Annotated in this window: 22 protein-coding genes; 8 read left to right on the forward strand and 14 right to left on the reverse strand. The window is 63.6% G+C overall.

The window, feature by feature from the left end; genetic code table 11:
• Positions 1 to 55 precede the first annotated feature (55 nt).
• Positions 56 to 1,171 (forward strand): acyl-CoA dehydrogenase family protein, encoded by a 1,116-nt coding sequence (locus DELCS14_RS14395; protein WP_013802285.1) that lies wholly within the window; start codon positions 56 to 58, stop codon positions 1,169 to 1,171.
• A gap of 4 nt (positions 1,172 to 1,175) precedes the next feature.
• Here DELCS14_RS14395 and DELCS14_RS14400 read toward each other — a convergent pair whose 3' ends face one another.
• Positions 1,176 to 1,802 (reverse strand): TetR/AcrR family transcriptional regulator, encoded by a 627-nt coding sequence (locus DELCS14_RS14400; protein ID WP_013802286.1) that lies wholly within the window; start codon positions 1,800 to 1,802, stop codon positions 1,176 to 1,178.
• Positions 1,803 to 1,944: 142 nt separating this feature from the next.
• Here DELCS14_RS14400 and DELCS14_RS14405 point away from each other — a divergent pair, with 142 nt between their 5' ends.
• From DELCS14_RS14405 to DELCS14_RS14415, 3 genes are read left to right on the forward strand one after another with little or no spacing between them, the layout of a single operon-like run.
• Positions 1,945 to 3,000: a sugar phosphate isomerase/epimerase gene (locus DELCS14_RS14405; protein WP_013802287.1), complete on the forward strand. Its 1,056-nt coding sequence runs from the start codon at positions 1,945 to 1,947 to the stop codon at positions 2,998 to 3,000.
• Positions 3,001 to 3,039: 39 nt separating this feature from the next.
• Positions 3,040 to 3,936 (forward strand): alpha/beta hydrolase, encoded by an 897-nt coding sequence (locus DELCS14_RS14410; protein ID WP_013802288.1) that lies wholly within the window; start codon positions 3,040 to 3,042, stop codon positions 3,934 to 3,936.
• 2 nt (positions 3,937 to 3,938) lie between these two features.
• Positions 3,939 to 4,919 carry an alpha/beta hydrolase gene (locus DELCS14_RS14415; protein WP_013802289.1) on the forward strand — a complete coding sequence of 327 codons (981 nt, stop codon included), beginning with the start codon at positions 3,939 to 3,941 and terminating at the stop codon, positions 4,917 to 4,919.
• Positions 4,920 to 4,936: 17 nt separating this feature from the next.
• On the opposite strand, the gene DELCS14_RS14420 is transcribed toward DELCS14_RS14415, so the two are convergent.
• The 4 genes from DELCS14_RS14420 to DELCS14_RS14435 form a co-directional block, all read right to left on the reverse strand.
• Positions 4,937 to 5,146 carry a DUF4287 domain-containing protein gene (locus tag DELCS14_RS14420; RefSeq protein ID WP_013802290.1) on the reverse strand — a complete coding sequence of 70 codons (210 nt, stop codon included), beginning with the start codon at positions 5,144 to 5,146 and terminating at the stop codon, positions 4,937 to 4,939.
• A 71-nt stretch (positions 5,147 to 5,217) separates the two neighbouring features.
• Positions 5,218 to 6,129 carry a bestrophin family ion channel gene (locus DELCS14_RS14425; RefSeq protein WP_013802291.1) on the reverse strand — a complete coding sequence of 304 codons (912 nt, stop codon included), beginning with the start codon at positions 6,127 to 6,129 and terminating at the stop codon, positions 5,218 to 5,220.
• Between the two features lie 140 nt (positions 6,130 to 6,269).
• Complete coding sequence (locus DELCS14_RS29925) at positions 6,270 to 7,172, reverse strand: nitroreductase family protein (RefSeq protein ID WP_013802292.1); 903 nt, start codon at positions 7,170 to 7,172, stop codon at positions 6,270 to 6,272.
• Between the two features lie 131 nt (positions 7,173 to 7,303).
• Positions 7,304 to 8,206, reverse strand: a complete 903-nt coding sequence (locus DELCS14_RS14435) for a LysR family transcriptional regulator (RefSeq protein ID WP_013802293.1) — start codon at positions 8,204 to 8,206, stop codon at positions 7,304 to 7,306.
• A gap of 75 nt (positions 8,207 to 8,281) precedes the next feature.
• Here DELCS14_RS14435 and DELCS14_RS14440 point away from each other — a divergent pair, with 75 nt between their 5' ends.
• Entirely contained in the window at positions 8,282 to 9,232 is a 951-nt protein-coding gene (locus DELCS14_RS14440; protein WP_013802294.1) for a DMT family transporter, read from the forward strand.
• Positions 9,233 to 9,257: 25 nt separating this feature from the next.
• Here the strand turns inward: DELCS14_RS14440 and DELCS14_RS14445 are convergent, their stop codons facing one another.
• Both DELCS14_RS14445 and aspT read right to left on the reverse strand, forming a co-directional pair.
• Positions 9,258 to 10,853, reverse strand: a complete 1,596-nt coding sequence (locus tag DELCS14_RS14445; protein ID WP_012205739.1) for a bifunctional aspartate transaminase/aspartate 4-decarboxylase — start codon at positions 10,851 to 10,853, stop codon at positions 9,258 to 9,260.
• A gap of 54 nt (positions 10,854 to 10,907) precedes the next feature.
• Positions 10,908 to 12,599, reverse strand: coding sequence for an aspartate-alanine antiporter (gene aspT, locus DELCS14_RS14450; RefSeq protein ID WP_013802295.1), 1,692 nt, complete (start codon positions 12,597 to 12,599; stop codon positions 10,908 to 10,910).
• Positions 12,600 to 13,214: 615 nt separating this feature from the next.
• On the opposite strand from aspT, the gene DELCS14_RS29930 reads away from it, so the two are divergent.
• The gene (locus tag DELCS14_RS29930) at positions 13,215 to 14,339 is read left to right on the forward strand and encodes a phosphatase PAP2 family protein (protein WP_157158269.1); all 1,125 of its coding nucleotides are present in this window, start codon (positions 13,215 to 13,217) and stop codon (positions 14,337 to 14,339) included.
• Here the strand turns inward: DELCS14_RS29930 and DELCS14_RS14455 are convergent.
• From DELCS14_RS14455 to DELCS14_RS14470, 4 genes are all read right to left on the reverse strand, one after another.
• Positions 14,329 to 15,429, reverse strand: coding sequence for a glycerophosphodiester phosphodiesterase family protein (locus DELCS14_RS14455; RefSeq protein ID WP_343299540.1), 1,101 nt, complete (start codon positions 15,427 to 15,429; stop codon positions 14,329 to 14,331). The two genes, DELCS14_RS29930 and DELCS14_RS14455, sit on opposite strands and share 11 nt — an antisense overlap.
• A 112-nt stretch (positions 15,430 to 15,541) precedes the next feature.
• Positions 15,542 to 17,269: an L-arabinonate dehydratase gene (gene araD, locus DELCS14_RS14460; RefSeq protein ID WP_013802298.1), complete on the reverse strand. Its 1,728-nt coding sequence runs from the start codon at positions 17,267 to 17,269 to the stop codon at positions 15,542 to 15,544.
• A 14-nt stretch (positions 17,270 to 17,283) separates the two neighbouring features.
• Positions 17,284 to 18,123, reverse strand: a complete 840-nt coding sequence (locus tag DELCS14_RS14465; RefSeq protein ID WP_013802299.1) for an HpcH/HpaI aldolase/citrate lyase family protein — start codon at positions 18,121 to 18,123, stop codon at positions 17,284 to 17,286.
• A gap of 20 nt (positions 18,124 to 18,143) precedes the next feature.
• Positions 18,144 to 19,148: a tripartite tricarboxylate transporter substrate binding protein gene (locus DELCS14_RS14470; protein ID WP_013802300.1), complete on the reverse strand. Its 1,005-nt coding sequence runs from the start codon at positions 19,146 to 19,148 to the stop codon at positions 18,144 to 18,146.
• Between the two features lie 169 nt (positions 19,149 to 19,317).
• Here DELCS14_RS14470 and DELCS14_RS14475 point away from each other — a divergent pair, with 169 nt between their 5' ends.
• Together DELCS14_RS14475 and DELCS14_RS14480 are read left to right on the forward strand one after the other, a co-directional pair.
• Positions 19,318 to 20,352, forward strand: coding sequence for a LacI family DNA-binding transcriptional regulator (locus DELCS14_RS14475; RefSeq protein WP_013802301.1), 1,035 nt, complete (start codon positions 19,318 to 19,320; stop codon positions 20,350 to 20,352).
• Between the two features lie 316 nt (positions 20,353 to 20,668).
• The gene (locus tag DELCS14_RS14480) at positions 20,669 to 22,111 is read left to right on the forward strand and encodes an iron-containing redox enzyme family protein (RefSeq protein ID WP_043796131.1); all 1,443 of its coding nucleotides are present in this window, start codon (positions 20,669 to 20,671) and stop codon (positions 22,109 to 22,111) included.
• Positions 22,112 to 22,153: 42 nt separating this feature from the next.
• Here the strand turns inward: DELCS14_RS14480 and DELCS14_RS31200 are convergent, their stop codons facing one another.
• The 3 genes from DELCS14_RS31200 to DELCS14_RS14485 form a co-directional block, all read right to left on the reverse strand.
• Positions 22,154 to 22,645 carry a hypothetical protein gene (locus tag DELCS14_RS31200; protein WP_013802303.1) on the reverse strand — a complete coding sequence of 164 codons (492 nt, stop codon included), beginning with the start codon at positions 22,643 to 22,645 and terminating at the stop codon, positions 22,154 to 22,156.
• Positions 22,646 to 22,965: 320 nt separating this feature from the next.
• Entirely contained in the window at positions 22,966 to 23,475 is a 510-nt protein-coding gene (locus tag DELCS14_RS31205) for a hypothetical protein (protein ID WP_228676891.1), read from the reverse strand.
• An 11-nt stretch (positions 23,476 to 23,486) separates the two neighbouring features.
• Positions 23,487 to 24,425 carry a hypothetical protein gene (locus tag DELCS14_RS14485; RefSeq protein ID WP_013802304.1) on the reverse strand — a complete coding sequence of 313 codons (939 nt, stop codon included), beginning with the start codon at positions 24,423 to 24,425 and terminating at the stop codon, positions 23,487 to 23,489.
• Positions 24,426 to 24,972 lie beyond the last annotated feature (547 nt).

Below are 24,972 nucleotides of genomic sequence, written 5' to 3' on the forward strand. Positions count from 1 at the left end.
GTGCGCTGCGCTAGGATGGCAAGGGACCGCTGTGCCCACAGCGGTCCCTTTTTTTATGGTGACCCGCAAGATGACAAGCCACATACCCGATTTCCCCCTGCTGACCGGCGCCGACCGCCAATGGCTGGATGCACGTGCCCAGGCGCTGGATGCCGGCAACGGCGAGGCCACGGCCGCCGTCGTGCCCTATCTGGCCGAAGCCGGGCTGCTGGGCCACGGCTTGGCGGATGCCTTGGGCGGGCAGGGCGGCAGCGCCGGCGATGCCATCGAGGCGATTGCCCAGGTGGCCACGCACTCCATGTCCGCCGCCTTTGCCTTCTGGGGCCAGCGCGTGCTGATCGAGATGCTGGCGAACACCGGCAATGCGGCCCTGCGCGAGCGCTGGCTGCCCGCGCTGCTGGCGGGCGAGGCGGCCGGTGCCTCGGGGCTGTCCAACATCATGAAATTCCTCAGCGGGCTGGAGGCACTCAACATCCGCGCCACGGCCCGGGAAGGCGGCGGCTGGCTGCTCAACGGCAGCGTGCCCTGGTGCACCAACCTGCGCGGGCCGCGCTTTCTGGCCGCCATTGCCGTGGCGCGTGACGACGGCGCGCCGCCCATGATCGTGGCCCTGCCGTCCGATCGTCCCGGCCTGGAGCGCTCGCCGGATCTGGAGTTGATTGCCCTGCGCGGCACCAACACCGCCGCGCTGCAGCTCAAGAACGTGGCCATCATCGAAGACGATTTGCTGGCCGAGCGCGCCGGCGGATTCCTGCCGCGTGTGCGGCCGGCCTTCCTGGGCATGCAATGCGGCCTTTCCATCGGCCTGGCACGCGCGGCCTGTGCGCAGGCCGCCTCGCGCATGGGGCAGGGCGGGCATGTGCTGCAGCAGCCGCTGGACGATACCCGCAGCCATCTGGAACAGGCGGTGGCGGCACTCAAGGCCGGTGTCGAGGCCGGCGATTTCGTGGAGGCGCCCGAGCGGCTTTTCGCGCTGCGCCTGGCCCTGCACGACTGCGTGCAGCAGGCCATGCAGCTGGAGCTGCAGACGGCCGGTGGCCGGGCCTACAGCCTGGATGCGGACGATGGCTTTGCCCGCCGCTGGCGTGAATCGGCCTTCATCCCCATCGTCACGCCCAGCGTGATCCAGTTGCGCGCCGAGCTGCAAAAACTGCAAAAGCTCGGCGCCTGACGGCTCAGCCCGCCTTGGCTGCGGGCTGCAGCGCCGGCTCCAGCGCCGTGTCCAGCAGCAGCAAGGCGGTTTGCACTGCAGCCAGCAGCCGCTGGCGCGGCACGCCATCGCGGGCCTGCACGGAGATGCCATGCAGTTGCGTGGCATAGAAATCCCCCAGCGCCTGCACATCGGTGCCGGCGCGCAACTCGCCTTCATCCAGCGCGTGCTGAAGGCGGTCGATCAGGGACTGCGTGCGCTGGCGGCGGTGTTCGGCCAGCCAGGCGGCGACTGCCTCGTTTTCCTCGGCGCAATTGGTGGCGGCGGTGACCACCATGCAGCCCAGCGGATGGGCATCGTCTGTATAGGTGACCACGGCATCGCGCAGCACGCGGGCCAGGGCGTCGCGCACGCGCGGCTCCTGGGCCATGGCGCGGTCGGCAAAGCCGCCATCACCGGCCTCGTAGCGCTGCACGGCCTCGCGGAACAGGTCCTGCTTGCTGCCGAAGGCCGCATAGATGCGCGCTGACGCAATGCCCAGCGCCTGCACCAGGTCGGCCATGGACGTGCCCTCGTAGCCGCGCCGCCAGAACGCCAGCATGGCGCGCTCCAGCGCCTGGTCTCGGTCAAATTCCCTGGGTCTTCCGGCCATCTTCCTCATCCTTCTCAACAGTCAGGGCGGCATCTTAGCGGCGCCGTGATGCTGTCTTGCATCGGCTTCGCAAAAGCAGCCGCATTGGCGTGATACTATTCTTTGTCGATCAACAAACAATAGCTCAACGCAAGGAAATCACATGCAGACCATCAAGGGCCCCAGCCTTCATCTGGCGCAGTTCGCCGACAACAAGGCACCGTTCAATTCCCTGGAAGACATCGCACGCTGGGCGGCCGGCGTAGGCTTCAAAGGCCTGCAGATTCCCGCCTGGGACCAGCGCCTGTTCGACGTGGCCACGGCCGCCAGCAGCCAGACCTATTGCGACGATGTCAACGGCATGCTGGCCTCGCACGGCCTGGTGGCCAGCGAGCTGACCACGCACATCTTTGGCCAGCTCGTGGCCGTGCACCCGGCCTACGATGCCATGTGCGACAGCTTTGCGCCCGAGGCGCTGCGCGGCAATCCGGCCGCACGCACGGCCTGGGCGCTGGAGCAGCTCAAGCTGTCGGCCAGTGCATCGCGCCGCATGGGGCTGAGCGACATGGGCACGTTCTCGGGCTCGTTCGTCTGGCCCTATCTGTTCCCGTTCCCGCAGCGCCCGGCCGGCCTGATCGAAACCGCCTTCGAGGAGCTGGCGCGCCGCTGGCGCCCCATCCTCGACGCGTGCGACGAGCAGGGCGTGAACCTGTGCTACGAAATCCACCCCAGCGAAGACCTGCACGACGGCACCAGCTTCGAGCGCTTCCATGAACTGGTGGGCCAGCACGCGCGCTGCAAGATCCTGTTCGATCCCAGCCACTTCGTGCTGCAGCAGCTCAACTACCTCGACTACATCGACATCTACCGCGAGCACATCCGCATGTTCCATGTGAAGGATGCGGAGTTCCTGCCCAGCGGGCGCCAGGGCATCTACGGCGGCTATTCCTCGTGGCTGGAGCGGGCAGGGCGTTTCCGTTCGCTGGGCGACGGGCAGGTGGACTTCAAGGCCATCTTCTCCAAGTTCGCCCAGTACGACTACCAGGGCTGGGCCTCGCTGGAATGGGAGTGCTGCCTCAAGGACCAGGAAGACGGTGCGCGCGAGGGCGTGGACTTCATCAACCGCCACATCATCCGCGTGACCGACAAGATCTTTGACGACTTCGCCGGCGCCCCCGTGGACCAGCGCCAGATCAACGCCATGCTCGGCATCGCCTGAGCACGCCCGCAGCCAAAGAACCTCAAAAAGAATCCAACAATGAACGCTTTCACATCGAACGCCCTGCGCAAGCAGGAAGACCAGGCCTGCGAGTTCTCGCACGACTACGTGCGCATCGACGGCCGCCGCATCCACTGCATCACGGCCGGGCAGGGCGCGCCCGTGCTGCTGATCCCGGGCTGGCCCCAGACCTGGTATGCCTGGCGCCACGTCATGCAGGCACTGGCGGCGCAGGGCTTCCAGGCCATTGCCGTCGATCCGCCGGGCACGGGCTTTTCGGACCGGCCCGACACCGGCTACGACACGGGCTCCATCGCGCTGACCCTGCACCGCACCATGCTGGCGCTGGGCCATGAGCGCTACCAGGTCGCCGGCCACGACGTGGGCATGTGGGTGGCCTATGCGCTGGCCAGCGACCAGCCGCAGGCCGTGCAGTCCCTGGCTCTGACCGAGGCCGTGATCCCCGGCCTGGCGCCCGAGCCCAGCATCTTTGCGCCGCCAGAGCAGAACATTTTCCTGTGGCACTTCATGTTCAACCAGCTGGCCGACCTGCCCGAGACCTTGATCGCGGGGCGCGAGCGTGCCTACCTGGAATTCATGTTCAACCGCTGGTCGCTGCGGCGCGACCGCGTGGCCGTGGATGTCTATGTGGATGCCTATGCGGCGCCCGGTGGCCTGCGCGGCGGCTTTGCCTACTACCGCGCCATTCCCGAAACCATCCGCCAGAACCGCGAGCGTGCGCTGCGCCCACTGGTCATGCCCGTGCTGGCCATTGGCGCCGAGCACGCCACGGCCGATGCGCCGCTGGCCACGCTGCGCGGCCATGCCGATGACCTGTCGGGCGTGATCGTGCCGGGCTGCGGCCACTTCATCATGGAGGAAGCCGCCGAGCCCTTCATCGCCGAACTGCTGCCCTTCCTGCAAAGGACGCTGTGACCATGGGCCTGGACGCTGACATTGCGCGCTATCTCGCCGAGCTGGCGCAGGCAACCCAGGCCGTGGCCCCGCCCACGCCGCCCACGCTGGCAGCGCTGCGCGAGGCCACCGATGCCGGGCTGCGCGCCCTGCATGGCCCGGCCGAGGCCGTGGCCCGTACCGAAGACTTCACGCTGCCCGCGCGCGACGGTGCGCCGCTGCGCGTGCGCATCTACCGGCCGCTGGCCTCGGACACACCCACGCCCCAGCCCGCCCTGGTCTTCGCCCACGGCGGCGGCTGGTGCTTGGGTTCGCTGGAGGTCTACGACAACCCCTGCCGCGCATTGGCCGCGGCAACGGGCGCCGTCGTGGTCTCGGTGGACTACCGGCTGGCGCCCGAGCACCGCTTTCCCGTGCCGCTGCATGATTTCTGCGATGCCATTGCCTGGACCTTTGAGCAGGCCGATGCGCTGGGCCTGGACAACAGGCGCATCGGCGTGGCCGGAGACAGCGCGGGCGGCAACCTCGCGGCCGCCGCCTGCCTGCTGGCGCGGCAGCAAGAAGGCTGGGGAGCGGCGGGCGCACCGGCCATCGCCCACCAGCTGCTGCTGTACCCGGCACTGGACGCGGCCATGGACTCGCCGTCGTTCCAGCAGTTCGGCGAGGGCCACTACCTCACGCGTGCGGCCATGGAGTACTGCTATGGCGCGTACCTGGGCGATGCGGCACCGGGGCGGCACGAACTTGTCTCTCCGCTGCGCGCGGACCATCTGGCAGGCCTGCCGCCTGCCACGGTGATCAGCTGCGAATACGACCCGCTGCGCGACGAGGCCGAAGCCTATGCGCAGCGGCTGGCCCAGGCAGGTGTTGCGGTGAAGTTAGTGCGCTTGCCCGGCATGGTGCACGCCTGCATGCACATGCTGGGGCTGGCGCCGGCATCACGCCGCCTGTTTGACGAAGCAGGTGCCGCCGTGCGCCAGGCTTTCGGCACGGCCATCGGCTGAGGGTTGCCGGGTGCAGGTCAGGCCTGTGCCAGGAACACGGCCACCAGCGCATTCGCATGGCCGTGCCCCATCTGGTGCTGGGCCTTGAGCCAGCCCACCAGTTCCATGTGCTTGCGGGTGTCCTGCTGTTGCAGCAGATCCATCCAGTGCGCAATCGGCTGGCCGTAGGTCTTCTCGATGGAAGGGAAATACGAGGCCGGTCCCTTGACCTTGCTTGTCTCCGTCATGGCGCTTGTCCTTTTTCTGTGATGCGGGTGGCAGATTGTGCCGCTGGCGCTGTCCGGGCCGGCAGGCAGGGTCAGGTCAGAAACAGCACATCCTTGTGCTGCGGCGCAGGCGGCAGCACCTCGCCGGTCAGCTCGCGCAGCGTGGCCTCGATCATCTGCGACATGGCGTCCAGCGCCAGGTCGTTGGGCGCCGTGCCGAAGGGCTCCTCCAGCTCGGCGCCCAGCGCCTCCAGCGCGAAGAAGGTATAGGCGATGAAGGCCACGATCACCGGCGTCATGAAGCCGATGGAATCCACCAGGCCGAAGGGCAGCAGCAGGCAGTACAGGTAGATGGTGCGGTGGATGATCACCGCGTAGGTGAAGGGAATCGGCGTGCCCGCAATGCGCTCGCAGCCGCCCAGTGCCTCGCCCAGCTTGCACAGGGGCGCCTCCATGGCGGGCACCAGCACGGGCTGCAGGCTGCCATCGTGGCGGCGCGCCTGCAGCCATTCGCCGGCCATGAGCAGCAGCACGGCAGGCTTGAAGCGCACCGTGGCCAGGCGCTCGCAGTCGGCGGCGGGCAGCAGGCGGCGCATGTCGGCCGCGGCATCGGTGCCGCGCAACTGGTGGCGCAGCGCGTGCACAAAGGCCGCCAGCACCATGGCCAGGGCCGGGGCGTGCTGCGGCGCGTCCGTCAAGGTCCGGGCCTGGCGCACCAGGGAGCGCGTCTCGTTGAGCAGGGTGCCCCACAGCGTGCGCGCCTCCCAATAGCGCGCATAGCTGGTGCTGTTGCGAAAGCCCAGGAAGATGGCCAGCGTCAGCCCGATCAGCGAAAACGGCACGAAGTTCAGCGGCACCTTCCAGGCGAACAACTGGCCGTGCAGCGCCGTGACCAGCACGGCGAACAAGGTGGCGGCCATCAGCTGGGGCAGGATGTCGGGCAGCACCGAGCCGCGCAGCACGAAGAGCATGCGCAGCCAGTGGGGGCGGGGCCGGATGATCATGAAAGCTTGTTCCGTGATGGAAAAGAGGGCGCAAGAGGGTGCAAGAGGGCGCAGCAGCCCCGCAACTCTAACCGCCCCGCGCAGTCAGTGCGCCACCTGCGCGCCACTTGTGCGCCACCCTGTACGCGCCGGCTGCGGCTTCAAAGATCGCTGCCGTGGCTGTCGTGGTTGCCGTCTGGCTGGAGAAGGGCCTGTGCCGTGACCGCTGCTGCCTGCTCCGCCTGCCATGCCGTGCGCATGGAAGAGGGCGCCACCGTTGCGCGCGGGGATGGCTGGCTGGTGATGGTGCTCAGGCTGATGAAGCCGGCCAGGTGCTCGCCCTCGCGCAAACCCAGCGCTGAATGCAGGGCCGGGTCAAAACAGCGCTCGCCACTGAGCACGATGGCACCAAAGCCCAAATGGTGGGCGGCGTTGAGGAAGTTGCCCAAGGCCGCGCCCGCAGCCAGCCATTGCTCACGTACCGGCACGCGCGAGCGCGGCCGGGGCGAGATGATGAAGGCGATCAGCGCTGGGGCGCGCGTTGCATGCTCGCGCGCACGGCGGATATCGTCGGCCGGGGCCAGCGGGTCGCGGCGCAGTTTTTCCTGCTCGAACAGGCTGGCCAAGGCCTCGCGCTGGTGGGCGGGAAACTCCAGAACCCGCCAGGGGTGCAAGGCACCGTGGTCCGGAGCGCATAGCGCCGCCTCGATCATCAGGTCCATGTCCCCGCTGTCCGGACCCGGCATGGCCAGCCGCCTGGGCGAGACGGAGCGCCGCGCCAGCAGGGGCGCCAGGCCTGCCCGCTTGCGCGTATCGGCAAAGCAGTGCTTGAGTGCATCCACCGCCTGGGCGAACTGCCGGGCCCAGGCCAGCACCTGTTCGCCCTCCAGCGTGAACCCCTGGAAGGGCCGGCCCGCACGCACCAGCGCGTGGCCGAACTCCGCCTCGGCCGAGCGTATGGCCTGGGCCAGCGCGTTGTCGGAGATGCCGCAGGCCTGCGCTGCGCGCGCCCAGTCACGCTCGCGGTCCAGGGCCAGCAGATGGGGGATGTATTTTTGCGTCAAGTCGGTTCTCCAGCGCGGGCCTGCAGGTGCGCCCAATCAGGTTGCGGTAAATGGCCGGTGGATGATTTCATTATGTTTTCAAGAATACAGCGAAATGCGTGCGCAGAATGCTTGCCGAACCTCGCCAGGCGTCAGGCCTTGGTCAGTTCCTGAGGTGCCTGGCCCAGCGTCGCAATCAACTGCTCGTACATGGCATCCACGGCCGCCGAGCCCTGCGAGGCCTTGCTGCGCAGGGCCGACACTTGCATGGACACCAGCGGCGGCAGCTCGAAGCCGGCCGGCAGGTTCTGCAGCACCTGCAGGTGCGGGGGTACGCTGCAGCGCGTGAACACGGCCACGGCCAGGCCGCTTTCCACGGCGGCCAGCTGGCCGGCAAGGCTGGAGCTGTGATAGACCACGCGGTGCGCGCGCCGCTGGGCCGCCAGGCTGGACAGCGCCGCCGTGCGCGCCAGGCTGGCCGCCTCGTAGACGGCAATCGGCAGGGGGTTCTTCCTCCACACCTCGTGCTGCGGCGCGCCCACCCAGACCAGGGGCTCGTGGAACAGCAGGCGCCCGCGCTGGGGCCTGTCGCGCGAGACCAGGGCCAGGTCCAGCGTGCCGCGCACCACCTGCGGGATCAGCGCGGTGGACTGCTCGCAGGTCAGCTCGATCTCCACGCCCTGGTAGCGGCCTGCAAAGCTGCGCAGCACGGGCGTCAGATAGGTGGATGCGTAGTCGTCCGGCACGCCCAGCCGCACGCGCCCGGACAGGTCGGGGCCGAACAGGGCCGCCTGCGCCTGGGCTTGCAGCTCCAGCATGCGCCGCGCATAGCCCAGCAGCTCCGCGCCTGCGGGCGTGAGCTGCAAATGGCGCGGGCCGCGCAGCAGCACGGGCTGGCCCAGCGCTGTCTCCAGCTTCTTGATCTGCATGCTCACGGCGGCCTGTGATCGGTGCAGCAGCGGCGCGGCAGCCGAGAGCGAGCCCGCATCCACCACGGCCACCAGGGCACGCAGCCAGTCGATCTGCAGGTCGGGGTGGTTCACGGCACGCTCCATAGATTCGAATATCGAATACTAAACCCTCAAACTATTTGCTTTACGAGAATTTACTGCCACGAGACGATCGCGGCCATGCAAGACAGAACCCATTCCTTACAGGCCGCATCCGTAGCCTCCACCGCGCCCGCTCCCACGCCCGCACAAGCCGCTCCCACAGCGCAGGAGACACGCGGCCAGTGGCTGATGATCGCGGGCGGCGTGCTGCTGGGCACCGTGGGCGTATTTGTGGAAGAGGCCCGCCAGCACCCATTGGTCACCGTGCTGTTTCGCTGCGCCTTCGGCGCGCTGGCGCTGCTGGCCTGGGGCTTGGCCACGGGCCGCATGGGGGAGTTGCGCGTGCGCGGCAGGAGTTGGCCGGTGGTGGTGGCCACCGGCGTCCTCATGGTGCTGAACTGGGCCCTGTTCTTTGCCGCCATACCGCGCACCTCCATTGGCGTGGCCACCATCGTGTTCCACATCCAGCCGGTGTGGATCATGCTGTTCGGCACTCTGGTGCTGCGCGAGGCCGTGGCACCACGGCAGGTGGCGGCCATGCTGGCGGCGTTGCTGGGACTGGTGTTGACCACGGGGCTGCTGGGTGGCGATGCGGCGGCCTGGGGACCGGACCATGTGTCCGGGCTGCTCATGTGCCTGGCCGGCTCGCTGTGCTATGCGGCCGTGACCATCCTGGCCAAGACCGAGAAAGTGGTCACGCCGTTTGCGCTGGCCTGGTGGCAATGCGCGGTCGGCACCGTGCTGCTGCTGTGGGTGCCGCTGGTTCATGGCTGGCCGCAGGCGCCGTCGTCCTGGGTCTGGCTGACAGGGCTGGGCGTGCTGCACACCGGCCTGGCCTACGCCATTCTCTTTGCGGGCATGGCCCGCCTCACGCTGGGCCGCATTGCCGTGCTGCAGTACGTCTATCCGTTGACGGCCATCGTGCTGGACTGGGCCGTCTACGGGCGTGCGCTGGGCGCCGTGCAACTGGCCGGTGTGGGCCTGATGGCCGGGGCGCTGCTGGTGGTCAAGGCCCGACAGCTGCGGTGAGCCGTGCGGGCCTTGTGCGCAGGGCCTACTCCTTGCCCAGCGCCTTGTACTGTTCGTACAGCTCGTCGGCCAGCCGACGCAGGGCGCGGCCTATGGCGGCGTACTCGTACTCGTTGAGGTTGGCCAGCGAGGCACGGCCGGAAGGCCGGTCGGACCCGAAGCCACGGCCCGGCAGTAGCACGATGCCGGTCTCGTCCGCCACTCGGAACAGCATGTCGCCGGTCGAGGACTGCTGCACGGCCCATTGCGAGAAGGCCTCGCCATAGAGCCGGCAGGTGACGTTCTGCAGGTCGATCAGCGTGTAGTAGTTGACCGAGTTGGGATTTTCCAGCGGGGGCATGCCCAGCTCGCGGTACAGCGTGGCCTCGCGGCGGCGGATCAGTTGCTTGAGCGCCTGCTTGTAGGCGTCCGCTTCATCCATGAGCGCAAACAGCGAGAACAGCACCATCTGCACCTGTTGCGGCGTGGACAGGCCGGCCGTGTGGTTCAACGCCACCACGCGGCTGTCGGCCACCAGGCGGTCGATGAACTTGAGCGAGCGCACATCGGGCAGCAGCGAGCGGTAGCGGTGGTCCAGCGCCTTCTTGGCGGACTCGGGCAACTGCGCCAGCGCATGGTCGAACACGTTGTCCTTGTGTGCCGCGATCACGCCCAGGCGCCAGCCCGTGGCCCCGAAATACTTGGAGAACGAATACACCAGCAGCGTGTTCTGGGGGCAGACCGAGAACAGGGACTGGAATTCATCGGCAAAGGTGCCGTAGACATCGTCGGTGAGGATCAGCAGGTCGGGCCGCTGCTCGGCCACGATGGCGCGCACTCGGTCCAGGCTGCGCTGGTCCATCTTCACGGACGGCGGGTTGCTGGGGTTCACGCAGAAGAAGATCTTGACGTCCGGGTCCTTGAGCTTGTCCAGCTCGGCGTCGGAGTACTGCCAGCCGTTGTCGGGGTCGGCGTGGATGGGCACTTCCTTGAGGTCGTACTGCGCCAGTTCGGGGATCTCGATATACGGCGTGAATACCGGCATGCCGATGGCCACCTTGTCGCCGGCCTTGAGCAGGCCGCTGATGCGCAGGCTCTCGAAGATATAGGCCATGGCCGCCGTGCCGCCCTCAACCGCGAACAGGTCCACCGACTCGGGCGGCACGGCGCCGCCAGCCATCTCGCGCACGATGTACTGGCGCACGACCTGCTCGCTCACGGTGAGCATGCGCGGCGGCACGGGGTAGTTGCAGCCCAGGATGCCGTCCACCATCTCATGCAGGAAGGCGGCGGGGTCCAGTCCCAGCTGGTCGCGCACATAGCTCAGCGACTTGCCCAGGAACTTCACGCCCTCCTGGTCGCGGTGCTCGGCGATGAAGCGCTCGAAGCGCCCCTCGATGCCGTCGAGCTTGGCCAGCCCGCCCACGCCCACCGTCATGTAGGAGTACGACAGCTCCGACTCCGCCGCCGCGAACAGCCCCAGCCGGAAGAAGGCCCGGCGCGGCGTGGTCGCCAGGAAGTTGGGATTGCCGCGCCCCGCATTGAGCATGAGGCGGTTGGCTTTGCCCGAGGCCACCTTGATCAGCTCGTCCTTGAGTTCGAACGGGCTCAAATTCGCCAGACTCCGATAATCCTTGCTCATTGCGCAGCTCCTTGTGATGGTCCTTGGTGGTCCTTGGGAATAGATCAGGGGTGTTCAGGCAAAGGCGATGACCAGCGGCCCCAGCAATGTGAGGAACACATTGGCCAGCGCATAGGTGATCGCAAACGGTGCCGTGGGAATCGAGTTGCCGGCCTTGTCCAGAATCTCGCCAAACGCCGGATTGGCGCTGCGCGCCCCGGACAGCGAGCCCGCGAACACGGCCACGTTGTCATAGCGCAGCACGTACTTGCCGAACAGCATGGCGATCAGCAGCGGCACGATGGTCACCACCACGCCCAGCAGGAACAGCGTCAGGCCCTGCTGCATCACCGTGGTCACGGCCTGCTGGCCTGACTGCAGGCCCACCATGGCCACGAAGCCGGCCAGGCCCAGGTCGCGCAGCAGCGTGGACGCTGCCGTGGGCATGTTGCCGAAGGTGTGCTTGCGGCTGCGCCACCAGCCGAACAGCAGGCCCGCCAGCAGGGCGCCGCCGCCGCTGCCCAGCGTGATGGGAATGGAGCCCAGGCGCAGCACCAGCAGCCCGATCAGCAGGCCCACCGTGATGCCCAGGCCATGGAAGACAAAGTCCGTCTTGTCGCTGGGCACGATGATGGGGCCCACGGACTGCGCAGCCTTTTGCACATCCTGCGGCGTGCCGAACAGCGTCACCACATCGCCCGGCATGACCATGGTGGCCGGCGCAATCGGCACCGGCGTGCCCGCGCGCATCAGCGCCACTGCGTACACACCGTGCTTGAACTCCTGCGACAGGCTGTCCAGGATGTCCTTCACGCTGCGGTTAAGGTACTGGTTGTTGGAGATGGCCACGTCGCGCCGCACCATCACCACGTCCATGCCCTCGGCGCCCTGCAGCTCCTCGCCCACCGATGCGCCCAGCGCCACCACGGCCGCGCGCCGGCCCACCAGCAAGATGATGTCGCCGGCCTCCAGCGCCAAGCTGCCATCCACGCCCACCAGCGCGTTTTTGCGCTGTATGCGCTCCACCGTCACCGTGCCGCCGTTGGCGGTGGCGCTGGCCTCCAGTTCGGCCACGGTGCGGCCTGCCTGTCCCACGCGGAAAATGCGCCCCACCAGATCCGGCACGGCCGGTGACTCGCCGGTTCCGTACACGCGCACGCCCTTGAGCAGCTCCTGCTCGGCCTGGATCGCGTCCTCGCGGATCTTGCGGCCCGTCAGCCACTGCAGCACGTTCACGCACATGATGATGGCGCCGAAGGAGCCGAAGATATAGGTCACCGCATAGCCGATGGCCACATTGGCCTGCATGCGCTGCACCTCGTCGGGCGCCAGTCCCAGCTTCTCGATGGCCGAGCCCGCCGTGCCGATGATGGCCGACTGCGTCAGCCCGCCCGCTGCCAGTCCCGCCGCCAGCCCCTTGTCCAGATGGAACACCCGGGCGATCACCACCACCGTGACCAGCCCCGACACGGCCACCACCAGGGCCATCAGGATCTCCTTGACCGACTGCCGCCCCAGCGAACGGAAGAACTGCGGCCCGCTCTCGAAACCCACGGCATAGATGAACAGCGCAAACAGCACCGCCTTGATGCCCGAATCGATAGTCACCCCCACCTGGCTGATCAGCACCGCCGCCAGCAGCGACCCCGCCACGCCCCCCAGCTGGAACGACCCGAACCTGAACTTGCCCACCCAGTAACCGAGCGCCAAGGCCGCAAACAGCGCGATTTCCGGAGCCTGATGAAAGATGCTTCTGAGAAAGTCCACAGCCACCTCTGCTTCTGGGGTGAGGTCCACGGCGGTGCAAGGCAACGGGGAACGGCTGCCAGGGGAGAGCAGGGGCTTGCGTGCGCGCGGACTTGGGGGGAACGGCGATTTCTATTAGGAAATATCTATTGAAATACTGATTGAGCACGCATGATTAAGAAATTCTCAATCATATGCGTCTGTTTCATTGTATTTTTATATTTTCTTGGGTTGCAAGCCTACTATTCATTACAAATATGAGTTCCTGCGTAGGACTGCGCCGTCACGCGAGAGGCAGCTGATGCCGATGTTGAAATCGATTTAGGACAGTTCACCCTTCAGATGAATCTGCCTGGACGGCATATCTTGGGCGATCAATGGCAACTGAGGCTAAGAGTTGTCCAAAAGAAAATTGGTAGAATTTTTGCAATTTCTTACAGTACGCCATTACCAAAACACGTTTAGCGCAAATAATTTGTGTTTTATTGAGAATCTTTTTTTCATAGAAAAAATTTATCATACTTGTCGTTTTTCATGATCTGCGCTGGTACTTGCAACTGTTGGAAATATCTAATTAGACAGTAAGCGCTAGAGATTGAAGCAAATTTTTGAATTGAATTTAATAGAAGGACAAAATTGCTCTACCTGGAAAAATATGGAGCCATATTTGCAACGTTGTTGACTTTATTTGTTGCATTTTTTCTCAATGAGGTGGGAAAGGTTAATGGGGTTTATGATTTTTCTGCAGCGTTCGGTTTAATAAAGGAGGATTTATTGCAGCCGATGGCGCTTCCTCTGATGGTTGTGATATGTTTTCTTCCAATACTCTTTTCCAAGGGGCGTGTTTTTTCTGAAAATACCGTTGACGTGCATCAAAGAGCTTTTCTATATGCCGCAATTTTTATTTCAGTCATAGGATTCCCTTTTGATGTTTTGGATATAATCTCATTGGTTTTTCTGGTATATCTGGCAGCTGTTAAAAAAGACAGGCCAATTGCTTTGGTAACGAGTGTGGGATTGTTCTTGATTCTGTTTGTTGCTGTGGGGTATTTGTTTACCGTCATCAAGGCAAACTCATTTGTTGAGACAGAATTTTTTGATCAGAGCATCTTCGCATTGGATGAATACTTGTTTGGTCTCCCTCATAGAAAGGTCGCGGCTCTGGTGGCAAGTCAGCCGGGCTTGCAGAAGTTTCTTTCAGATTTCTACCTTCTCATACATCCCATTATTTTCGGTCAATTGATTTCTTGCGCGCTATTTTCTGAGAGTGCAAGCTATCAGCGATACAAGATATCGCTTTTCACACTGTATACCCTGGGGGCTGGCAGTTATTTCGTCTTTCCGGCTTGGGGTCCATATGCTTATGATTTCGGCTTCTTCAATGGATTAGGTTGGTTTGATGTGAATCACCCGATAGTTGGGATACAGAAATTCATATTCAATAACTCCCAAAAAATAGCGAATTCAGATTATGATTTCTCCAGAATCTCGCCGTATGCGTTTGTGGCTGCAATGCCTTCTTTTCACTTGGCGTTGCCCGCGATATACTGCTTGTGCAATATAAAAAATCCCAGGCTGCTTGTTCCTGGGATCTTGATAGCGGCGGTGACTACGGTGGCGACCTTGGCCACGGGAATGCACTACTTCTTGGACCTGATTGCTGGAGTACTGCTGTCGCTCATATCTGTAGGAGTAGCCAGAGTCTTCATCGGCCTGATAAATAAAAAGACCGCTTCGAGTGCAGCAGCCGTCAACGCTTGAACAGGCTGCGAATGGCGCCGGGGTCGTCCGTAATCACGCCATCCACTCCCGCTCCCAGAAAAGCTCTGGCCTCCTCCAGAGCATCGCCACGGCCGGCAGGCTCGCTGCCTTTCCGATAAGCGCTGGGCAGGTGCAGATTTTCCGGGCGCAGAGTCCATACATGCACCGAGAGGCCTGCGGCCTTTGCGTTGCGCGTCACTCTGGACAGGCTGATCCAGCGACCACGGTCTGTTTCCATGACCATTTCCCGTGCGAGAGCGACACCCTGAGCATACTGGGCAACCTTGGCAAGTCCTTCGGAAGATCTCATCTGCACGTAGGAAACTCCCTGCTGAGCCAAGTCTGGTGGCCCATCTCCAATGCGCATTAACTGCAGAATGCGCACCGGACTGGCAGAACGCAATTGCTTGAGCACTTCCACTTCGAAAGACATGACGAAAACCGGAGCCTGTGCGCTGCTCCAATGGTTGTGCTGTAGAAACTTCAATACGGCCTGGCCTATGTCTTGGCCCTGGGCCTTCAGATAGGCGGCGTGCTTGATTTCGACCAGAAGCCCAACCTTTCGGTTGGTCTTCGCAGTGTAGGCCTTTGCAAGGTCGGCCACTTCCTGGAGCGTCAGGAGTGGAAACTTGCCGTCCAGTTTGGCACTGGAAGGGCGTAGTTGGGGAAAGCGCTCAATGGCCCTCAGGCTTTTGAGTTCCTGCAATGTGAAGTCTTCAGCGAACCATCCCGTCTCTTTTTTGCCATCCACCAATTTGGTGGTTTTCCGTGTCGAGAATTCGGCGTGCGTTGCCACGTCGGTTGTCGAAAAGGGTGGCTCGCCATTCACCTCCATTGCAGCAAGTGCTGCATCGTGACGAACGAGCAAGACTCCGTCCTTGCTGAGCACAACATCCAGCTCCAGCAGATCGGCGCCATCGTGCATGGCTTGTTCGAAGGCTGGCTGGGACATCTCCGGCTTCAGGGCTGAAGAGCCTCGGTGCGCTATGAGTGCCGGAACAGGGGGCCAGGCCGGGGGCGAAGCCTGTGCAAGCTGTGTGGTGGCGAGCAGGCCGGCGATAACTGTGATGGTGTGGAGATGGCGGCGCAGTCGAGGAGGCATGTGGGGTCTCTGTAGAAGCCAGTTCTTCATCATGCAGTAACGAAAAATGTTTGCCTAGAAAGCCGCCAAACCTACCGGGGACTCTTCGCTCGGGAAATTCTCAAAAAATATCCGGCTCCGGCACAGCGCTTCCAAAACCCGTCTCCAGAAAATCAAAATCGCATCCCTCATTGGCCTGCAGGATATGACGGCCGAACAGCCAGCCGTAGCCGCGCTCGTAGCGCGCGGGCGGGGGAGTCCATGCGGCGCGGCGGGTGGCGAGTTCTGAGTCGCTGACTTCCAGGTGGATGCGGCGGGCGGGCACGTCCACCGTGATGCGGTCGCCCGTGCGCACCAGGGCCAGCGGCCCGCCCACGGCGGACTCGGGTGAGCAGTGCAGCAGGCAGCCGCCGTAGCTGGTGCCGCTCATTCGGGCGTCGGACAGGCGCAGCATGTCTTTCACGCCTTGCTTGAGCAGCCTGGTGGGAATGGGCAGCATGCCCCATTCGGGCATGCCCGCGCCCTTGGGGCCGGCGTTGCGCAGCACCAGGATGTCTTCGCCGTTCACATCGAGATGGGGGTCGTCCACGGCCTGCTTGAGGCTGGGGTAGTCGTCGAATACCAGCGCGCGGCCTGTGTGGCGCAGCAGGTGCGGGGCGCAGGCGCTGGGCTTGATGACCACGCCGTCCGGCGCCAGGTTGCCGCGCAGCACGGCCAGCGCCCCTTCGGCGTAGATGGGGCTGGACAGGGGGCGGATCACGTCGTCCTGGTGGACTTGGCTGCCCGCAATGTTCTCGCCCAGGGTCTTGCCGTTGACCGTCATGGCCCCGGTGTCCAGATGCGGGCGGATGCGTTCCAGCAGGGCGCGCAGGCCGCCTGCATAGAAGAAGTCCTCCATCAGATAGCGGTCGCCGCTGGGCCGGATGTTGGCGATCACGGGCACGCGGCGGCTGAAGGCGTCGAAGTCATCGAGGCTGACCGGATGGCCCGCGCGCCGCGACATGGCGATCAGGTGAATGATGGCGTTGGTGGAGCAGCCCATGGCCATGGCGCAGGCAATGCCGTTCTCGAAATGCGCGCGCGTGAGCATGCGGGCGGGCGTGAGGTCTTCCCACACCATCTGCACGATGCGGCGGCCGCACTCGGCGCTCATGCGGATGTGGTTGGCGTCGGCGGCCGGAATGGACGAAGCGCCGGGCAGCGCCAGGCCCACGGCCTCGGCAATGCCCATCATGGTGGCCGCCGTGCCCATGGTCATGCAGGTGCCGTGGCTGCGGGCAATGCCGACTTCCATCTCGCGCCAGGCCTGCTCATCCAGCCGGCCGGCGCGGCGTTCGTCCCAGAACTTGAAGGCGTCCGAGCCCGAGCCCAGCACCTGCCCCTTCCAGTTGCCGCGCAGCATGGGGCCGGCCGGCAGGTAGATGAAGGGAAGGCCCATGGAAATCGCCCCCATGGTCAGCCCCGGCGTGGTCTTGTCGCAGCCGCCCATGAGCACGGCGCCGTCCACCGGGTGGCTGCGCAGCAGCTCCTCCGTCTCCATGGCCAGGAAATTGCGATAGACCATGGTCGTGGGCTTGACCATGCTTTCCGACAGCGAGATGGCCGGCAGCTCCAGCGGAAATCCTCCGGCCTGCAGCACGCCGCGCTTGACGTCTTCCACGCGCTGCCTGAAGTGGGCATGGCACTGGTTGGCATCGCTCCAGGTGTTGACGATGGCGATCACGGGCTTGCCCATCCAGTCCTCGTAGCCATAGCCCATCTGCAGCACGCGCGAGCGGTGGCCGAAGGAGCGGAAATCATCGGGAGCAAACCAGCGTGCGCTGCGCAGGGATTCGGGGGAACGTGTCATGGTTGTGGGGCTCCTCAATAGCTGCCGGCAGTGGATGCGGGCCCTGGCGGGTTCGCGGCCAGCGGCCCTTGCTTGAAGCGCGCCGCCGCCGCATCCAGCCCGTCGCGCAGCAAGAGCGTGTCCAGCGCCACGGCCACGAACTGCGCGCCCAGCTCCAGGCATTCGCGCGCACGTGCCTCGTCCACCATCAGGATCCCCGGCGCCTTGCCGCAGGCGCGGATGCGGGCGATGGCCTGGTCGATGGCCCGGTTCACCACAGGGTGGCGCGCCTGGCCCGGATAGCCCAGGCTGGCCGACAGGTCGGCGGGGCCGATGAAGATGCCGTCCACGCCATCGACGGCCGCAATCGCCTCGATCTGCTCCAGCGCCTCGGCCGTCTCCACCTGCACCAGCAGGCACAGCTCGTCGGCCGCACGTGCCACATAGTCGGCCGTGCGCCCGAAGTTGGCGGCGCGAGTGGAACCGCCCATGCCGCGCATGCCCTGGGGTGCATAGCGCATGGCGCGCACGGCATCCCGCGCTTGCTGCGCGTTCTGCACAAAGGGCAGCAGCAAGGACTGGGCGCCCAGGTCCAGGTAGCGTTTGATCAGCACCGCATCGTTGCAGGCGGGCCGCACCACGGCATGCACGGGCAGGGTGCCCGGTGCGGGCAGGGCGGCGGCCACGGCCTGCAGCTGGCCCAGCATCAGCGGCACGTCGGTGGGCGTGTGCTCGGTATCGAGCAGCACCCAGTCGTAGCCCGCGCCGCCGATCATCTCGCAGACAAAGGGGGAGGGAATGGTGGACCACAGGCCGATCTGCGGGCGGCCTTCGCGCAGCGCGCGCTTGAACGTATTGGCGGGCAGCATGCTCATGGGGACTCTCCTGAAGCTGTTCACTGGACCTGGATGTTTCCCTTGCGCACCACCTCGCTCCAGCGCGCCACCTCGGCGGCGATGAAGCTGGCGGCCTGGGCGGGCGTGCCCGGCGTGGGCTCGTTGCTCATGGCGGCCAGCCGGGCCACCACCTCGGGCTCGGCCAGGAGGGACTGGCAGGCCTGGTTGAGCCGCTCCACCACATCGGCCGGCATGCCCGGCGGGCCCGCCAGGCTGGTCCATGAATAGTTGACGACCTGCGGCTGGCCGGCCTCGGCCATGGTGGGCACATCGGGCAGGGCCGCCAGACGCCGGTCGCCTGCCACGGCCAGCGCACGCAGCTTGCCCGCCTGCGCAAAGCCCACGGCCGAGGTGGCGGGCACGAACAGCAGGTCGGCCTGGCCGCCCATCACATCGGTCATGGCGGGCACATCGCCCTTGTAGGGAACGTTGTTGAAGCTCACGCCGGCCGCCTGGCGCAGCAGCTCCGTCGTCACATGGCTGGACGAGCCAATGCCCGTCAGCGCCACATTCACCGTGCCGGGGCTGGCCCGGGCCAGGGCCACCACATCGGCCACCGAAGCGACCTTCAGCCTGGGCGAGGCCAGCAGCAGCATGGGCACGCGTCCCAGCATGGCAATGTGCGTGAAATCCCGCCGCGCGTCGTACTTCACGTTGGAATTGACCAGCTGGTTGATGGCATGCGTGCCCGGCCCGCCAATCACCAGCGTGTAGCCATCGGCCCGCGCCCGCGCCACGGCCTCGGAGGCCAGCGAGCCATTCACGCCGGGCCGGTTCTCCACCACCACGGGCTGGCCCAGGCGCTGCGACAGGCGCTCTCCCACCAGCCGGCCCACCACATCGGTCTGGCCACCGGGAGGGAAGGGAATCACCAGCGTGATCGGCCTGACCGGCCAGGCAGCCTGGGCCTGGGCGTGTGCCGGGGCCAGCATCGAGGCCGGAGCCAGGGCCGCAGCCAGCAGGCGCGCCATGGCGCTGCGGCGGTTGGAGAGCGAAGGGCGCATGGTGGTCTCCTCTTGAATGATTGCGCAATCATTTCAAGCAAAGGCAGCGCTCTCCATTCGGACGTACGAGGGGAAACAATCAGACCGTGCTGATGGGCATCATCGTTAACATGACCACGCAATCATCCTCAAGCCGCCTCTTCATCGCCATTCCAGGCAAAGGCCTCGCATGACCCTCCGCACCCTGCGCAACGCCAATGCGCCCACGCTCAAGGACCTGGCCCGCATTGCCGGCGTGTCGCCCATCACCGCCTCGCGCGCGCTGCACCGGCCTGAACTGGTGGCCGAGGCCACGCGGCTGCGCGTGGCGCAGGCCGTGGAGCAAACGGGCTACGTGCCCAACTCCCTGGCGGGCGGGCTGACCTCGCGCCAGACGCGGCTGGTGGCGGCCATCGTGCCCTCGGTGGGGCACTCGCTGTTTTCCGACATGCTCGATGCGCTCATCCACACCCTGGCCGCGCAGCGCTATGAAACCACGCTGGGCATCTCCAGCTATGACCCGGAGCATGAGGAAACCTGGCTGGCCGCCATGCTCAGCCGCCGCCCGGACGGCATCGTGCTCACTGGCACCGAGCACACGGCCCGCACGCGGCGCCTGCTGGTCAATGCCGACGTGCCCGTGGTCGAACTCTGGGACTACCAGCCCCATCCGCTGGACATGGTGGTCGGCTTCTCTCAGGAAGACGCGGGCCGCGCAGCCTTCCGTCACCTCGCCGCCTGCGGCTACCGGCGCCCGGCCATCCTGCGCGCCGACGACAGCCGCGCCGCCCGCCGCGCCCTGGGCTTCACCCGCGCCGCCGCGGAAGCCGGTGCCCCGGTTCCCGCGCAAATCGTCTTCTCGGAAGCCATCCCCCAATCCGGCCGTGGCCGCGATGCCCTGAACGCCCTGCGCGCCCAGGTACCGGAAGCCGATGCCGTCTTCTGCAGCTCCGATGCGCTGGCGCAAGGCGTGCTCTCCCATGCCCACGCGCTGGGCCTGCGCATGCCAGAGGAATTCGGCGTGCTGGGCTTTGGCGACCAGGCCCTGGCGCTGGACGCCTGGCCCGCCCTGTCCACCGTGCGCGTGGACGGCGCCGCCATCGGCCGCCTAGGCGCAGAGGCGCTGATTGCGCGCATGGCCGGTGGCGTGGCGGCGGCCGCGCAGGATATGGGGTTTGAGGTGGTGGGGAGGGGGAGTACGCGGGGGCACCAGGATGCGCGCTGAATGCCAGCGTGAGGCGATGGCCGGGCAGCGGCAGGAAGACCGGCTTTATCTCAGTATCAGCAAGGCGCCGCGCTTGTCCATAACCGGGCCCAGCCCAGGCCCAGCAGGCCGGCGCCCAGTACCAGCCAATGCTCGCCGGCAAGGCCGGGCCGGATCCTGTTCCCCTGCCATGAGCGCGGGCGCCAGGGCGACGGCGGTCCGGCCCGGGCGCCTGCGCCAAGGGTAGGCGTATTACGACGCACAGGAAGGCGTTGGCCCGATGGCTGTACCTAGGGCCACACCGCATCCTGAAGGCGTTACGGACCAAAGCCCCACCATGAACACAGAACTGCTGGACCCCCCACGTACCGAGCTGGCCGCTGGAGCAGGCACGCTTGAGCCTTCTTTCCTGCATGTGCCGCTCTACGAGCGCCTGGCCAACCATCTGCCCACCGAACAGGAGCGCCAGGCTGCTGCGGACTTCCTGCACGGCGTGATTGCCGAGACCTCTGCCGATGCCGATGGCCTGCCGGACAACCCGGAGCACCTGACCGACTGGATGCGTGTCAATGTCGAAAAAGTGCACGCCCAGTACCAGGCCTACCTGGCAGAGCGCAAGGCGGGTGCGGCACGCCGCTACTTCGGCAACCGCGCACATGCCCTGTACTTCCTGCGCAATGTGGCCCCTACCAAGCTGGTGGACGGTTCCTGGCTCTACGGCCTGTGCGCGCACGCGGGCAACTCACGCATGTCGGACCTGGTCACCACCTATGTGGAAGAACTGGGCGACGGCATGGCCGACAAGAACCACGTCAAGCTCTACCGGGAGCTGCTGGCCAGGTATGGCCTTGATCCCGTGGAGGACCTGCCCGACGACCTGTATCGGCAGGGGCTGGTACAGCTGGCGCTGGGCTGGAATGCGCAGCAGTTCCTGCCCGAGATCGTGGGATTCAACCTGGGCTATGAGCAATTGCCGCTGCACCTGCTCATTACCGCCTACGAACTCAATGAACTGGGAATAGATCCCTACTACTTCACGCTGCATGTGACCGTGGACAACGCCGACACCGGCCATGCCCGGCGCGCCTGCATTGCCGCCTGGGAGAACGCGCCGCGCATTGACGATGGCGGCGAATACTGGCGCCGCGTACGCGCAGGCGCCCGGCTGGCAGACACGGGCACCAGCACGCTGGACGTGATCCGGTCGTTCGACATCGAAGCTGAGGTGGTGCGCATCCTGGCTCGCAAATCGCCTTCCGGGCATGGCGCGCACTCGGACTTCTGCAAGGTGGCCGGCCGCAGCGTCAATGACTGGCTGTCCCGTCCGCAGGACATGCCTGCTTTCTTGGCCGCGCTGGAGCAGGCACGCTGGATACAACGCAACCGGCCTGCGGAGGAAAGCCGCTTCTGGCAGCTGCTGCAGGGCGAGCGGGCAGAGATGTTTGGTGTTTTCTCTCCCTATGAGCTGCAAGTCATTCATGACTGGCTGCGTGGGCCGGCCAGTGCGGATGGCGCCTCCTTCGAATCCGTGGCCGAGCCCGGCAAACCGGCGCGGCGCATGAGTTTTCGCGTGGCCGAGCGCCTGCGCACATCCCGTGGCGCGCGACCGGACCCGGGCCGCAGCGCGCAGGAACTGGACACCGACCTGATGCTCTTCGAGCAGCGCTACCCCACGCTCGATCCAGCGGCCCAGCATGAGTTGCTGGTACAGGCCATGTCACCGGGCCTGCATTGGACGCCCCTGGGCCTGCGCGCCACCCGCCTGTTCCTGGGCCGGTAGGCCATTCGACCCCTCTTTACCTACCCGGGAAAAATCATCTGGTCATTGGGCAAGACTGGCTTGCTCTTTGACCCATTCCAGGCTTTTGCCGCGCACGCACCAGGCGGGATTCTTTACCCAGTCTGTGAAATAAATGGTGGGGTGGTCTTCCAGAATATTGCAGCGTGTATAGCCCAGTTTTGGCATGGCATAGTATTGAAAAGGCGTAATTGCAAAAATACAGAAAAACATAATAAAAACTCCAACGGCTATGGCGGATAAAAAAATACGCGTTGGGATTTTTATAGCGTCTTCTGTACAGGGGACTGATTTTTGTATTGCAATGATAATTCCTGTGATTGAAATTATTGGCACACACAACGCAATTGGATCAAATGGTGTGATTCTTACAGATGGGGCGAGTTTATTTAAATCATCTACGGTTTCATATAGAGAATAGAAAATACTCCAAATTGACATTGCTAGAAGCAGAAGAAAAAGTGGAATACTCCATATTGGTGATTTTCTGATTTCGGTTAAATTTCTTTTGTCCATTTAAAGACTCATAAATTTTGCGACTGATCAGGCATGGTCGGTTATTAGGAAATAATGTTTTTATTTCCGGTGTTTATCGATTCTATTTAAATCTATCCCGGTAGAGGGTGCCATTAAGGCCATGGCTGGGCGTTTCGGGTCCAGTACCTGCTTCATGCGACCGTTATTCGCTGCCGCCACCGCTGCTAAAGACTGGGCCTAGTGTTTGCGCGGAAGCCTAGTGATTTCTGGGGAGCCAGCGAGGAGTTGTTCTGACACACATGCAACCACACTACGCGGATAGGTCAGAAAGATGTAGGCCTTGTGATCTGCACTTTTTTTTATGGATTTAGCTCGGGGCTACCGCCTAGACGGGCTTGCTCATTAACCCACTCCCTGCTTTTGCCGCGTACGCACCAGTCAGGGTTTTTCACCCAGTCTGAAAAATAAATATTTGGATGGCCTTCTAATATATTGCAGCGTGTATATCCTAATCTTGGCATGGCGTAATACTGAAAAGGTGTAACAACAAGAAGGCAGAAGAGCATAATTCCTCCGCCTGTGATTACAGAGATCGCAAGAATGCGCTCTGAGATTACTTGAGTGCTTGCTTTGCAGGGGATTGCTTTTTGTATCACTGATACAAGTATCGTAAATCCCATTATCGGGAAATATACCCCGACCAAATCACCAGGTGTGATTCTTACCGAGGGGGCTGAATTTTTTAGATCGGCGATTGTTTTTAGAAATGAATTTTCTGTATTCCAAATTGAGAAAAATAAAACAAATAGAATTGATGGAATTCCATATATTAATGATTTTCTAATCTCGGTTAAGTTGTTTGTTTTCATTTTGATATCCGTCAATTTTTCCTGTTGATAGGAAGTAGCAAGATATTATTTGGTTCCGATGATGCATAATTGTATTCTATTCTTTCACTTTGACTATTTAATTTTCTCTCAGTCACAGCATTGGGATTGATGCGATATATTCCATGGGGAGTACTGTCTGTTTGCATTTTTAATGCGAAAATCACATTCTTCTTTATATCCCAAATCTCGTCAATTTTATTCAAAGCTATCCCAGACAAGAACACTGCGACAGCCATTGTGACTAACGGCAAGATGGCAAGAGTTGCTGCACCTACGCCCACCACTAATCCTGCTCCAAGGCCAACCATCGTCGCCAACCCAGCCTTGACCGCCTCCACCCCAATCCCTCCCACCAGGTCATGCATGGTCTTCTCGTCGTTGAAGATGAAGTCCAATGTCTCCACGCCGATACCCACAACCAAGCTCAAGATGAAGCCCCCTCTGGCCACGCCCTGAAGGCCGCGCATGCCCAGGCCCATCTGGACCATGCGGGGATTGGTGGTGAGAAAGCGCGTGCCCTGCAGCAGATTGCCGCGAAACCCGGCTCGGCCCGTGATGATGATATAGGTGCCCTTGGGCGTCGCCTTGACATAGGTGCGCGCACCGGCAAGGCGCAATGCAATCAGCGTTCTGGTGAACAGGTACGCGTCATTGGCCAACATGGAGGCGGGGATGGTCCAGGGTTTGCCGGCATTGGGGCTGGCCGTCTGCGTCCAATACCGGCCCAGGGCGCTTTGGGCCAGTATGGCGTGCAGGCTGGCCTCCAGGCGCGGGTCATTGCGCGACCTGTCTTGCAGGACGCCTAGGAACTCTTGCGGCGTGAGTACCACCACATCCACCTGCTGGCTGTCCATGGCACGGGTGATCTGCCTGTTGAAGGCCTTTTCATAGCTGATATACGGGCGGGTGAGATCTGTGGATGTTGCCATGGCCTGCAAGCGAATGGTTAATGGAATGAATAAGGAAATGGTGGTTTGCCAAATGCCAGAAAATCACAAACGCAGGCCTACCCTCGGTCCTGTGAGAAATCAGGTCCGATCAAGGTGTGAGAGTGGAAATTGCGCATTCGCAATCATTCCCAAGGCCAATGTCAATCAATGGCCTGGGAATTCCGTTGTGGGAGTCCGGCTATTTGATTTCTTGGGTATCTGGAAGTCAAGCAGAAAGGCTTGTGGCTGATTATTTTCAGATTGTTCCTAGATGCATATATGAGATGCACGCCTTGAGTGCAGTCGATATGGACTTGGAATGAGGAAGAGGGCGGTGACAAGGCTTTGCCAGTCAATACAGCCATTTGCCCCAGTGGACGCAGGCCATCCGACACCGCCGTGCTGCGGGACTTTGCGGCCACAGGCACGGCGCCGTGGCGATACGGTCATGAAGACCCGGCACAAGGAAACCGCTCGCAGCGGGCTGGCGTTCCATATCATCGAGTGCTGCGCGGGCCTGGCGGCGCAGCACCAACGGCAACGGCCA

It is taken from the genome of Delftia sp. Cs1-4, assembly GCF_000214395.1.
GTDB lineage: Bacteria > Pseudomonadota > Gammaproteobacteria > Burkholderiales > Burkholderiaceae_C > Comamonas > Comamonas acidovorans.